Below are 12,295 nucleotides of genomic sequence, written 5' to 3' on the forward strand. Positions count from 1 at the left end.
TACAAGGGCCGGTACTGGCTAGAAGAGCCATGCAAGACTAAATTTCTTCTCTAGCCCGGCAAAAAGCCCGTCCGCCCTCTACACTGCTGCGGGTATCAGCCAAGGCAATGTGCCATACATGGAGTACCTGGGATGGGCTGCGTGTCGAATGGTCGTGCTGCTGGCAACGCCGGACGTGGCATTTCACTGCAGTGGCTGGTGGCACTCGCCATCGTGCTGGGCATGTTGCTGCTCGGCGCCGCCCTGGCCTGGCAGGGCTATCACGGCATTCGTCAGACCTTGGTGGCCGCAGCGGGTGATTCTGCCCAGCAAATAGGCAAGACCATCGACGAGCGCGCCCGGCGCCTGATCGACCCCGTGCACAGCAGTATCCGCCTGCTGGCCCACAACCCGGCCGCGCAAACCCCGGCTCAGCGCCTGGAACGCTTGCCGCAACTGGTCGAGACGCTGGACGCCAACCGCATGCTAAGTGCTGCCTACATGGGTTACCCCAGTGGTGAGTTCCTGCTGGTGCGCCGCTTGCGTGACCCGCAGTTGCTGCAGCGTTTCGCTGCGCCGCCGGGCACGGTATTTCTGGTGCAGAGCGTCAGCCGTGAGGGCGGGGAGGTGCAGGGTGAATGGCGCTTCTACGACCGCTCGCTGAACCTGCTGCAGGCCCAGGCCAAGCCTGAATACCGCTACGATCCGCGCACGCGCCCATGGTTTGTCGAAGCCAGTGCCCAGCCCACCACCGTGCTGACCCACCCCTATGTGTTCTTCACCACCCGCGAGATCGGCCTGACCATGGCCCAGCGCAGCCTCGACGGCGGGGCGGTGATCGGCATGGACGTTTCGGTCGACGACCTGGCCAGTGAGACTCAGGGCCTGCGCATGACCCCCGGCACCGAGATCGTCGTGATCGACGACCAGGGCAGCGTGGTGGCCTACCCGGACCTGCAGCGGGTAATCGTGCACGAAGGGCAGGCCGTGCGCTTGTCGCGCATCGCCGAACTGGGCATCCCCAGCCTGGAGCACCTTTACGCCGACCTGCCGCAAGGCCCCCGGCCGCAGCCTTATCAGGTGGACGGGCAGACCTGGTATGGCATGCGTGTGCAACTGACCAACCTGGCCGGGCAGGACCTGCAGGTGCTGATTGCCGTGCCAGGCCATGAGTTGCTGGCCGGTGCACGCAAGGTACTGCTCGAACAGTTGCTCTGGACCGCTGCCCTGATAAGCGTGCTGCTGGTGCTCGGTGGTGTGCTTGGCCGGCGTATCGGCCGCCCGTTGCGGTTGCTGGCTGAACAGGTACAAGGCCTGGCTGGCTTTGATTTCAGCCGCGAAGTCGGGGTGCGCTCGCGGGTATCCGAAGTGCGCGAGCTGAGCCGCGTGCTTAGCCGCATGTCCGGCACCATCCGCAGCTTTCAGGCGATTACCCTCACACTCAGCAGTGAGCGCGACCTGGAACGCATGCTCGACGGTGTGTTGACCCATCTGGTGGAAGCCGCCGGGGGCAGTGCCGGCGTGGTTTACCTGTTCGATGCCGAAAACGCCTTGCTGCGCCTGGCCGCTGCCTGCCATGGCGAGCAGTACCCTGGCGAGCTGGCCGTGGACGAGACTGCCCAGCAGCACCTGGCCACGGCAGTGAGCCAGGCCCTCGGCCTGCATGAGGGCACCCTGGCCTTGGTGCTGAATGACCGCAGCCAGGCGCTGCTGGGCATATTGATCCTGCAACTGGGCGATGGACATGTACACGAGCAGGCAGGCCAGCCGTTGCGCAGCTTTGTCGCGGAACTGTCCGGGGTGGCGGCGGTGGCCATCGAGACGCGCCAGCTGGCCGAAGCCCAGCAACGCCTGCTGGATGCCATGATCAAGTTGCTGGCCGATGCCATCGATGCCAAGAGCCCCTATACCGGTGGCCATTGCGAGCGGGTGCCACAACTGGCGCAGATGCTGCTGGACCAGGCGGTGGCGGCCGAAACCGGCCCGTACGCCAGTTTCAACATGACCGCGGCTGAACGCTACGAATTCCACGTCGCGGCCTGGCTGCACGACTGTGGCAAGGTCACCAGCCCCGAGTATGTGGTGGACAAGGCGACCAAGCTGGAAACCTTGTACAACCGTATCCACGAGGTACGCATGCGTTTCGAGGTGCTCTGGCGGGATGCCGAGCTGGCTTATTGGCAAGGCCTGGCCAGCGCTGGCGACCAGCAGGCGCTGCAAGCCACCCTGGTGCGCAGCCAGGCGCAGCTGCAGGACGACTTCGCCTTCGTCGCCCAGGCCAACATCGGCGGCGAGTTCATGCAGGACGCCGACATCGAGCGCCTGCAGCAGATTGGCCAGCGCCTTTGGCAGCGCCATTTCGACAACCGCCTGGGCATCTCCCGTGATGAGCTGGAGCGCTTTGCCGACGTGCCTTCACCTGCGCTACCGGTTTACGAGCCACTGCTGGCCGACCGCCCCGAGCATTGCGTGCCCTGGGGCCCCCGCAAGCCGCCGGTGGCGAAGGACGACCCGCGCAACCGCTGGGGCTTCGACATGCGCCTGCCGGCCTGTGCCAGCAATTACGGCGAGCTGTACAACCTGGCGATCCGCCGCGGCACGCTGAATGACGAGGAACGCTTCAAGATCAACGAACACATCGTGCAGACCATCATCATGCTCAGTTCCTTGCCGTTCCCCCGCCAGCTCAAGCGGGTTCCGGACATCGCTGGCAACCACCACGAGAAAATGGACGGCAGCGGCTACCCGCGCAGGCTGGGCGAGCAGGACCTGGGCATTGCCGAGCGGGTGATGGCGATTGCCGACATCTTCGAGGCGCTGACCGCGGCCGACCGGCCCTACAAGGCGCCGAAGACCTTGTCCGAGTCGGTGAAGATCCTGGTGGGCATGGCCCGCGGCGGGCACATCGACGGCCAGTTGCTGGAGCTGTTCCTCAGCAGCGGGGTGTACCGCCAGTATGCCGAGCGGTTCCTGCGTGCCGAGCAGATCGACGAGGTGGACGTGGCGTACTGGCTGGGGCAGATGCGTTGCCCGGCTTGAGCGAAAAATCAGATTTAGCCCCTTCCTTGTAGGCCATTTCCCAAAGATACTCACGCCGCCTGTTTCCCGTTGCGGCCGCTTTGGCAGCGCTCTAGTCTCGGCGGGTCGCTGCACATCAGCGATCGGCTTTGACAGGCCGCGACGAGATACTTCGCATGGCTTTGCGCTTCATGGTGGCTGTGCATGGGGCACGTTCGCGTGCGCCGGTTCTGGTATCCGCCGGTCTGTCAACCTATGTACAGCTGCCACCTACTTGTTTGACAGCAGGCCGGTAGTGGCCCAACAAATGGATACCAAAGCATGCTGAAAGTTGTCCCCGATCCACCCCACATCCCCCGATTCCTTCGAAGACACTTTGCACCAGGGCATAAGTAATGTGTTGCCTGTTCTGGCCTCTTCGCGGGCACGCCCGCTCCCACAGGATCTTCACCGTACTCAAGAGTTGCACAGTACCTGTGGGAGCGGGCGTGCCCGCGAAAGGGCCAGTGCAAGCAGTCGAGAAATTTCAGGGGATTCACCAATGACCACAGAAGAGACCCAATTTACCGTCGGCAAGACCACCTTCTACCAAGGCGAAAACGGCACCCATCCACTGTTCCGCATCGAGCCCGGCATCCCCTGCCGCGATGCCCGCGAGCAGTCCTCGGAATTGATGGGCTATGTCCGCGAACTGACCATTACCGGCCTGATGGATGAGAAACCGATGATGATCTGGGCCGCCCATTACCTGAGCGCGATGGCCAAGGCGCTGATGGATGATGCCGAACTGGGCATGAAGCACTGAGGTATCGCAGGCAGGCGCGGTTTCCTGTAGGAGCGGCCTTGTGTCGCGAAAGGGGTGCGAAGCGCCCCCAACGATCTGTGCATCACCGCAAAAACGCCGGGGCCGCTTTGCGGCCCTTTCGCGACACAAGGCCGCTCCTACAGGAATCGCGCCGTCCATGAGGTACAGGGCATGGCCATCAGTGATCGCTCACCTCATTCATACTCCCGCACCCCAGCAATATGCCGCCCGGCCACATAGCCAAAGGTCAGCGCCGGGCCCAGGTTGATACCACCCGACGGATACCAGCCGCCAAACACGCTGGCCATGTCGGTACCCGCCGCATACAGGCCAGCAATCGGCTGCCCAGCTTCATCCAGCACTCGGGCATTCCCGTCGGTGCGCAGCCCGGCAAAGGTGCCAAAGCAGCCGGGCTGCACCTTCACCGCATAGAACGGCCCATGTTCGATAGGCGCCACGCAAGGGTTTGGCCCCTTGTGCTGCGGGTCACCCTGCTTGCGGTTGAACGGTGTGGAACCACGGCCGAACGCCGGGTCCTGGCCGTTGCGGGCATGGTTGTTGAAGTCGCTGACCGTGGCGCGCAACCCTACCGGGTCGATGCCGCAGGCCTGGGCCAACTGCTCGAGGGTGGCAGCCCGCTTGAGATAGCCGCTACGCACGTGCGGCCACACCGGCAGTGGCGCCGGGCGGGCGTGGCCCAGGCCATAGCGGCGCAGGAAACGGTGGTCGCAGACCAGCCACGAACACACCTCTTCGCCCTGTGGCACCGCCGCGACCATCGCTGACACGTAGTCGTAGTAGCCATGCGCTTCGTTGACGAAACGCTTGCCGTTGGCCAGCACGCCGATGATGCCCGGTTTGCCGCGTTCGATGATGTGCGGGAAATGGCCGACGCTGCCGTCGCGGTGCGGCACGCGCGAAACCGGCGCCCAGGCCACCGGCGACTTCAGGTCGGTAGCGACCACACCGCCGGCCGACTCGCCCAGGCGCAGGCCGTCACCCGAACAACCCTTGGGGGGCAGGGCCAGGTTGTCATGGCCACTGGCATCGCGCGGGAACAGTTGCTGGCGGCGGGCGTTGTCGTTGGGGAAGCCACCCGCCGCAAGCACCACGGCCTTGGCACGGATCAGTTGCTCGCCCTGCGGTGTAGCCACCAGCGCGCCCCGCACCTGGCCATCCTCGACCAGCAGGCGTTTGGCCGGCGCCGATTCCTGCAGGCGCACGCCCAGGTCTTGTGCCGACCTGGCCAGGCGGGCCACCAGCGCCACGCCGTTGACCAGGTGCATCGCCCGGCCATACCGGGCCAGGTGATACAGGTGGCGGCCAAAGCGTTTGCACACGTGCAGCAAGGCCTTGGGCGAGCGGGTCATGTTGAGGAACGCGGCAAGGTCGGCACCCGCCATGATCGGCATGCCCATGAACGAGGTTTCGCGCATGGTTTTGCGCAGGCGTGGCAGCAGCGCACCCACCTCGCGGGCATCATAGGGCGCGGCAATCACTTGGTGCCCGCCCTGGGCCGCGCCCGGTGTGTCGCCATGCATGTCGGGGATGCCGTTGCCGTCGGCAAACTGCAGCGCCGTGTGCTTTTCGAAAAACGCCACCATGTGCGGGCAGGCTTCGAGGAAGGCGTCGACGCGTTCGGCGTTGTAATACGCCCCCAGTTCATTGCGCAGGTAGGTACGCGGCTGCTCGATGTCTTCCTCGATGCCGGCCCGGCGTGCCAGCGGGTTGCGCGGCACCCAGGCCCAACCACCGGACCAGGCGGTGGCGCCGCCGAACACTGGCTCCTTCTCCACCACGATCACCTTCTGCCCATGCCAGGCCGCCGTCACGGCCGCAGCCAGCCCGGCGGCACCAGAACCTATGACCAGCACATCGCATTCGGTTTCGTAGGGAGCGGAAGGCATTGCGGGATTCCTGTATTGTTATTGGAACAAGGTTCCATATTCTTATTGGCAGCGAATCGGCCCGCAAGTGTGTCGCGGCCATGTCGGGCAAGTAATGGGCGATAACCGGACGGTTCGTGCCGCCCTGGCTGCGGCGGCTATCGGCAGTGTGGAATCATCTTCTAGAATTCGCAGAAATTTCAGGGACCTGTGTCATGGCTGGTAGTCAGATCGAACGCGCCTTCAGTCTTGTAGAAAGCCTTACCGGTGAGCCGCAAGGGCTGCCGTTGCAAACCCTGGCCGAGCGCCTGGATATCCCCAAAAGCGCCACCCATCGCATGCTCACCGAACTGGTGCGGCTGGGCTATGTGCGGCAGAACCGGGATAACAGCCGCTACCAGCTGTCGGCCAAGCTGGTGGCGCTGGGCTTCCGCTACCTGGCCAGCAGCGGTGCCGACATCATTCAGCCGATTCTCGACCGCCTGGCCCAGGACAGCGGCGAACTGGTGCGCCTTGGCGTGATCGACGGCGCCCGCCAGACCTGGATCGCCAAATCCCAGGGTGCCCGCTCCGGGCTGCGCTATGACCCGGACATGGGCCGCGACGCGCCGCTGTTCTACACCGCGTCCGGGCATGCCTGGCTGGCCAGCCTGGACGATGAGCAGGCGCTGCAGATGGTATTGCGCCAGGGCATTGCCGACCCGGCGCAGTTCGGCCCGAATGCACCACGCTCCACCGACGAGTTGCTCACCTACCTGCGCCGCGCTCGCGAGCGCGGTTATGCCTGGGTCGAGGAAACCTCGGCCATTGGCACCTCGGCCCTGGCTGCGGTGGTGCGCCGCCCGCAAAGTGACGAGGTGATCGGTGTGCTGAGCATCGCCGGGCCCAGTGCGCGCCTGGCGCAAAGCCGCATGGCAGAACTGGCGCCGCTGTTGCTGGCGGCGGCAGAGGAACTGTCGGCGGCCAGCCGGGCCAGTGAGTTGTTCGCTTGAAGGTGCATTTCCGGTCGATTACCGCACACTCTGTCCTGCGGCTTCTTCTTAAAAGCTGAACCTGGTTCTAAATTGTCGAATGTGGATTGTGGAATCAGATTCCGGAATCCGCATGACAACAATGACAAGAGGACAGGCTGTTGAACGCCCCCCTTCGTATTGCCTTGATCGGCGCCGGCAGCATGGGCCGCCAGCATTACCAGCATTTGCTGAATGTGCCGCAGGCCCAGCTGTGCGCTGTGGCCGACCCGGGCCCGCAGGCCGAGGCCTTTGCCGCCGAATGCGGCGTGCCCTGTTTTGCCGACCACCGCCAGATGCTGGAGCACGCGCGCCCCGAGGCAGTGATCGTCGCCAACCCGAACAACCTGCATGTCGCCACCGCCCTGGGCTGCGTCGAGGCCGGTGTACCGGTGCTGGTCGAAAAACCGGTGGGCGTGCACCTGGATGAAGTCCGCGCGCTGGTGGAAGCCTCGCGCCGCCACGATGTGCCGGTGCTGGTCGGCCATCACCGCCGGCATAACCCGCTGATCGCCAAGGCTCACCAGGTGATTGCCGACGGCAAGCTGGGCCGACTGATCAACGTCACCGCGCTGTGGCAGTTGCAAAAGCCCGACAGCTATTTCGACACCCCCTGGCGCCGCGAGCCGGGCGCTGGCTTCCTGCTGACCAACCTGATCCATGACCTCGACCTGCTGCGCCACCTGTGCGGCGAGGTGGTACAGGTGCAGGCATTCACCCGCAACGATGTGCGCGGTTTTGCCAACGAGGACAGCGCCGCGGTGCTACTGCAGTTCGCCAATGGAGCATTGGGCAGCCTGACTGGCTCCGACGCGGTGGCCGCGCCGTGGAGCTGGGAGCTGGACTCCGGCGAAAGCCCGGTCTACCCGCGCCAGGATGGCCAACCGTGCTACCTGCTGGCCGGCACCCAGGGGGCCCTGAGCATTCCGCAACTCAAGCGCTGGCACTACGCCGAGGTCGGGTCGGGCTGGCACACGCCGTTGTTGCAGAGCGAGGAAAGCATCCCCGCCGGCGAGGCATTGACCTTGCAGTTGCAACACTTCGTGCGGGTTGCCCGGGGTGAGCAGGCGCCACTGATCGATGCCGCCGATGGTGGCCGTACCCTGGCGCTGATCGAGGCGATCCGCCAGGCCGCGGAAACTGGCCGGGCCTGTGCGCCCGAGCACATTGCTTGAATTGTCGGGTGACGATAATGACTGAACGAATTTTCTCCCTGGCGGCCCTGACGGTACTCGAGCTGTCCCCGCCGGACATGGTCGAGGCAGCAGCCCGCGCCGGTTACAGCCACGTTGGCCTGCGCCTGGTGCCCGCCACCGAGCAGGAGCAGCATTTCCCGCTGGTGGCCGATGCCGGCCTGCGCCGGCAGACCCAGGCGCGCCTGCGCGATACGGGCATCAAGGTGCTCGACCTGGAGATCCTGAGGCTTAAGCCGGAAACCTGTGTCGCCGATTTCGAGCCGATCCTGGCGGTGGGCGCCGAGCTGGGCGGCACGGAGCTGCTGGTGGCTGGCAACGACCCGGATGAAGCGCGGCTGACCGAGCGCTTTGCTGCGTTGTGTGACCTGGCGGCGGGGTATGGCATTCATCCGCACCTGGAGTTCATGCCCTGGACTGATGTGCGTGACCTGCGCCAGGCCATGCGGGTGGTGGCCAACGCCGACCGCGCCAATGGCTGTGTGCTGGTGGATGCCTTCCACTTCAACCGCTCCGGTTCTTCGCTGGACGATCTGGCGCAACTGGCACCGCAGCGCATGCGCTATGCCCAGCTGTGCGACGTTGCCGGCCCGGTGCCGGCCGAGATGGACGAGATCCTGCGCCAGGCACGCAACGAGCGGCGCTTCCCGGGCGAGGGCGATGCCGATCTGGTCGGCCTGCTGCGCGGTTTGCCGCCAAATGTGCCGTTGAGCCTGGAGATCCCCACACGGCAGTTGCTGGAACAGGGCATGAGCGGCGAACAGCGTGCGCGCATGGCGCTGGAGAAGGCCATGGCAGTGCTGGCCAGAGTCTGATTGATAGCGCGCGGCGCATGGCACGGGCTACCGCCCGTGTTCGCGGGCACGCCCGCTCCCACAGGTAACTGTGGGAGATTGCCCAGCCCTTTGGGCTGCGCTGTCGCGCAGAGAACCAATATCGCTCGTCTGACGCGTCCTTTGCAGGAGCAGCCTTGTGCTGCGAAGAGGCCGGTACAGCCAATAGACAGGCTTTGGCAGCCCCGGCCTCTTCGCAGCACAAGGCTGCTCCTACAGAACCTCGCCGAACCAATGCTGGCTTGCCGGCCATGAGGCCGGGCAGGCAAGAACTGCTGTTTGCTGACTGGCCAAAAAAAAGGGCCCGCAAGGGCCCCGTAGAGGAAAATGGTCAGCGCGTTCAGGCGCTCTCGATCTTGCGCGGCGCCATGAAGTACATCCACACCAGCGCCAGGAAGTACATCGCCGGGATCATGGTGAACAACACGGCATAGTTGTTATTGGTAGCGGTCAGCACGCTACCGACGATCTGCGTCATGAACATCCCGCCAATCGCCGCGCACATGCTGCCGAAACCGAACACCGTACTCACCAGGTGCTTGGGCGTGTAGTCCATCACCAGGCTCCAGATATTCGCCGTCCATGCCTGATGCGCGCCCACCGCCAGCGAGATGGCCGCCACCGCGACCCACAGGCCACTGGCGTTGGCGGCAAAGGTGACGCTGACCATGGTGCAGGCGAAGATCAGCATCGACACCAGCCGCGCGGTGGTGGCGCGCACGCCACGGCCGATCAGCCAGGAAGACAGGATGCCGCCGCCGATGCTGCCGAAGTCCGCCGTCAGCCAGATGATGATCAGCGGGATGCCCATCTGGGTCACGTTGATGCCCAGGCTGTATTGCTGGTTGAGGAACGGTGGCAGCCAGTACAGGTAGAACCAGAACACCGGTGCGGTAATCGCGTAGGCCACCGCGAAGGCCCAGGTGCCACGCAGGCGCAGGATACGGCTGAACGGCACGCGGGTCGGCTCGGGCTCGTCATCCTGCTGGATGTACTCCACCTCGCTCTGGCGCACGCGCGGGTGATCTTCAGGGTTGTAGTACTTCAACACCCACAGCACCACCCACACCAGGCCCAGGCTGCCCATGGCGATGAACGCGGCCTGCCAGCCCCACACGGCCAGAATCATCGGCAGCAGGGCCGGTGTGACCATGGCGCCGACGTTGGTGCCGGCATTGAACAGGCCGGTGGCGATGGCCCGCTCGCCAGCCGGGAACCACAGGCGCACGGTCTTCACGCAGGCCGGGTAGTTGGCGGCCTCGGTCAGGCCGAGGATGAAGCGGCAGACCATGAAGCCAGCGGCCGAGGTGGCCAGGCCGTGAGCGCCGGTGGCCAGGCTCCACAGCAGCACGGCGAAGAAGAACGCGCGCTTCACCCCGACCTTGTCGATCAGCCGGCCCTGCAGCAGGAAGCCGACCGCGTAGCCGACCTGAAACCAGAAGTTGATGTTGGCGTAGTCCATCGCCGTCCAGCTCATTTCCTTGGCCAGGACGGGCTGCATGATGCCGAGCGCGGCACGGTCGATGTAGTTCAGGGTGGTGGCGAAGAACACCAGGGCGAGCATGCCCCAACGGGTCTTGCCGACGCCGAAGGCGCCGCGAAGCTTGTCGCCGATCGAACCCTGGGGCATCCGGGGGGCGGCGGGGGTGATCTTGGAGTGGTTCATAAACTGCTCGATTCTTGAAATTGTATTCAGCTGCGGTGCTACGAGTACGTGACCGGTTCCCAGGCAGGGGGGCACGCAAGGCCGGTGCATGGTGAGCAGTGAAGGCGGCAGCGTCAATTGAAGGGAAGGGCTAGTGTTCGGTTACCGAACGGTTGCGTCGGGCCCTTGGGCGTAGCCAAGGGCAGCGTAGTTCAGGAGGTCAAGGTACTCAACGCTCTACCGGCCAGATAGCCGAATGTCATCCCTGGCCCCAGGGTAATACCGCCACTCGGGTAATACCCGCCCATCACACTGTTCATATCGTTGCCCACCGCATACAACCCGGGGATCGGCCGCGCCTCGCGGTCCAGTACCCGGGCCGAGGCATCCGTGCCCAGGCCGGCGAACGTACCCAGGCTGCCCGGCAACAGTTTCACTGCGTGGAATGGCCCGTGCAGCAGTGGCCGCAGCGACGGATTGGGGGCCTGCAACGGCTCGCCCTGCGCCCGGTTGTAGGCCGATGCACCGCGCCGGAAAAGCGGATCTTCACCCTGGGCTGCATGGCGGTTGAAGTCGTGCACCGTGCGCTGCAACTGCGCGGCGTCGATCCCGCAGCGCTGTGCCAGTTGCGCCAGCGTGCGACCGCTGTGCAGGTAACCGCAGCGTTGATAGTGACGAGTGGGGAAAGGGAAGGGCTTGGCCCAGCCGATACCATAGCGACGTTGCGCGGCATGGTCGCAGATCAGCCAGGCTTCCGGCGCTTCACCCTGCGGCGTGGCGGCGAACAGCGCGTTCATGAAGTCGTGGTAGCAATCGGCCTCGTTGACGAAGCGCCGGCCATCGCCGCGCACGGCGATGAAACCGGGCTTGGCGCGATCGATCAAGTGCGGGAAATGGCCGAAACTGCCATCGCTGCGCGGCACCCTCGACACAGGTGCCCAGGCACCTGCATGGGTCGCAGTCGCCTGGACCATGCCACCGGCCTGTTCGCCCAGGCGCAGGCCGTCGCCGCTGTTTTCCCTGGGGGCTGCGGAGTAATGCTGGGTACCGTCCGGCGCATGTGGCATCAGGTGCGCGATGCGCTGGCGATCATGTGCAAAGCCACCGCAGGCCAGCACCACACCGCGGCGGGCGTGGATCATCTGGCCGTCGGCAAACTGTGCGCCGCTGACCCGGCCTTCGCCCAGCAGGCGGCTGGCCGGCTTGTCGGTCAGTAGCGTCACGCCCAGGTCCAGGGCGCTGCGCAGCAGCCGTGCCACCAGGGCGTTGCCATTGACCAGTTGCAGGCTGCGGCGGTGCAGCAGCAGGTCGCGGCCATGGCGCAGCAGGCGTTTGCCCACATGCAGCGCGGCCGTGGGCGAGCGTGTGGCGTTGAAGAAGGCGGCCATGTCGGCGCCGCCGGCAATGCCCATGCCGGCCAGGCTGACGATGTCCAGCGGTGGGCGCAGCTTGTGCAGCCAGGGCCCGAGCAGGCGCCCGTCGTATGGCAGGGCGCACAGCGAACGACCACCGCGCGTGCTGCCATCGCCCTCGCGCATGTCGGGCATGCGGCTGCCGCACTGGAACTGCACGGCGGTGTGTTGCTGGAAGAACGCCACCATCTCCGGGCCATGGTGCAGGAAGGCGCGCTGGCGCGGGTCCAGTTCGCTGACGTGGGTTTGCCCGCGCAGGTAGCGCTCCGGGGCATCGTCTGTCTCGACGATGCCTTCGGCAATGGCCAGCGGGTTGCGCGGTATCCACAGCCAGCCCCCCGACCAGGCACTGGTGCCGCCCAGTTGGCTGGCTTTTTCCGCGACGATCACCTGCTGGCCGTGATGGGCGGCAGTAACGGCGGCAGCCAGGCCAGAGGCACCGGAGCCGATGACAAGTACGTCACATTCGAGGGGTTGCATCGTGGGGTTCCGCTCAGGCATTGGAGGAAGGTTT

8 protein-coding genes are annotated in these 12,295 nt (G+C 65.3%); 5 read left to right on the plus strand and 3 right to left on the minus strand.

All coding sequences use genetic code 11. The features are described from left to right. The first annotated feature begins 132 nt into the window (after window positions 1–132). Window positions 133–3,018: an HD domain-containing phosphohydrolase gene (locus GYA95_RS07335; RefSeq protein WP_161551362.1), complete on the plus strand. Its 2,886-nt coding sequence runs from the start codon at window positions 133–135 to the stop codon at window positions 3,016–3,018. A gap of 520 nt (window positions 3,019–3,538) precedes the next feature. Continuing rightward, window positions 3,539–3,802, plus strand: a complete 264-nt coding sequence (locus GYA95_RS07340; RefSeq protein WP_015269986.1) for a DUF3077 domain-containing protein — start codon at window positions 3,539–3,541, stop codon at window positions 3,800–3,802. Between the two features lie 194 nt (window positions 3,803–3,996). Here GYA95_RS07340 and GYA95_RS07345 read toward each other — a convergent pair whose 3' ends face one another. Further along, on the minus strand, window positions 3,997–5,709 hold the full coding sequence (locus tag GYA95_RS07345; protein ID WP_015269987.1) for an FAD-dependent oxidoreductase: 1,713 nt from the start codon (window positions 5,707–5,709) through the stop codon (window positions 3,997–3,999). A gap of 194 nt (window positions 5,710–5,903) precedes the next feature. Here GYA95_RS07345 and GYA95_RS07350 point away from each other — a divergent pair, with 194 nt between their 5' ends. The 3 genes from GYA95_RS07350 to GYA95_RS07360 all read left to right on the plus strand — a co-directional run bounded on the left by GYA95_RS07350 (window position 5,904) and on the right by GYA95_RS07360 (window position 8,706). Beyond that, on the plus strand, window positions 5,904–6,680 hold the full coding sequence (locus tag GYA95_RS07350) for an IclR family transcriptional regulator (protein ID WP_015269988.1): 777 nt from the start codon (window positions 5,904–5,906) through the stop codon (window positions 6,678–6,680). A 140-nt stretch (window positions 6,681–6,820) separates the two neighbouring features. After that, complete coding sequence (locus GYA95_RS07355; RefSeq protein WP_015269989.1) at window positions 6,821–7,873, plus strand: Gfo/Idh/MocA family protein; 1,053 nt, start codon at window positions 6,821–6,823, stop codon at window positions 7,871–7,873. 17 nt (window positions 7,874–7,890) lie between these two features. After that, window positions 7,891–8,706 (plus strand): sugar phosphate isomerase/epimerase family protein, encoded by an 816-nt coding sequence (locus GYA95_RS07360; protein ID WP_015269990.1) that lies wholly within the window; start codon window positions 7,891–7,893, stop codon window positions 8,704–8,706. A gap of 358 nt (window positions 8,707–9,064) precedes the next feature. Here the strand turns inward: GYA95_RS07360 and GYA95_RS07365 are convergent, their stop codons facing one another. Further along, a complete protein-coding gene (locus GYA95_RS07365; protein ID WP_015269991.1) occupies window positions 9,065–10,390 on the minus strand; it encodes an MFS transporter in 1,326 nt (441 codons plus the stop codon). Between the two features lie 191 nt (window positions 10,391–10,581). After that, entirely contained in the window at window positions 10,582–12,261 is a 1,680-nt protein-coding gene (locus tag GYA95_RS07370; RefSeq protein ID WP_015269992.1) for an FAD-dependent oxidoreductase, read from the minus strand. Window positions 12,262–12,295: the final 34 nt, after the last annotated feature.

The sequence above is a fragment of the Pseudomonas asiatica genome, assembly GCF_009932335.1.
GTDB lineage: Bacteria > Pseudomonadota > Gammaproteobacteria > Pseudomonadales > Pseudomonadaceae > Aquipseudomonas > Aquipseudomonas asiatica.

Excerpts from the sequence above, each read along its gene's own strand:
- GYA95_RS07370 (WP_015269992.1), bottom strand. The coding sequence starts at position 12,261 with ATGCAACCCCTCGAATGTGACGTACTTGTCATCGGCTCCGGTGCCTCT.
- GYA95_RS07365 (WP_015269991.1), bottom strand. The coding sequence starts at position 10,390 with ATGAACCACTCCAAGATCACCCCCGCCGCCCCCCGGATGCCCCAGGGT.
- GYA95_RS07335 (WP_161551362.1), top strand. The coding sequence starts at position 133 with ATGGGCTGCGTGTCGAATGGTCGTGCTGCTGGCAACGCCGGACGTGGC.
- GYA95_RS07350 (WP_015269988.1), top strand. The coding sequence starts at position 5,904 with ATGGCTGGTAGTCAGATCGAACGCGCCTTCAGTCTTGTAGAAAGCCTT.
- GYA95_RS07345 (WP_015269987.1), bottom strand. The coding sequence starts at position 5,709 with ATGCCTTCCGCTCCCTACGAAACCGAATGCGATGTGCTGGTCATAGGT.
- GYA95_RS07360 (WP_015269990.1), top strand. The coding sequence starts at position 7,891 with ATGACTGAACGAATTTTCTCCCTGGCGGCCCTGACGGTACTCGAGCTG.
- GYA95_RS07340 (WP_015269986.1), top strand. The coding sequence starts at position 3,539 with ATGACCACAGAAGAGACCCAATTTACCGTCGGCAAGACCACCTTCTAC.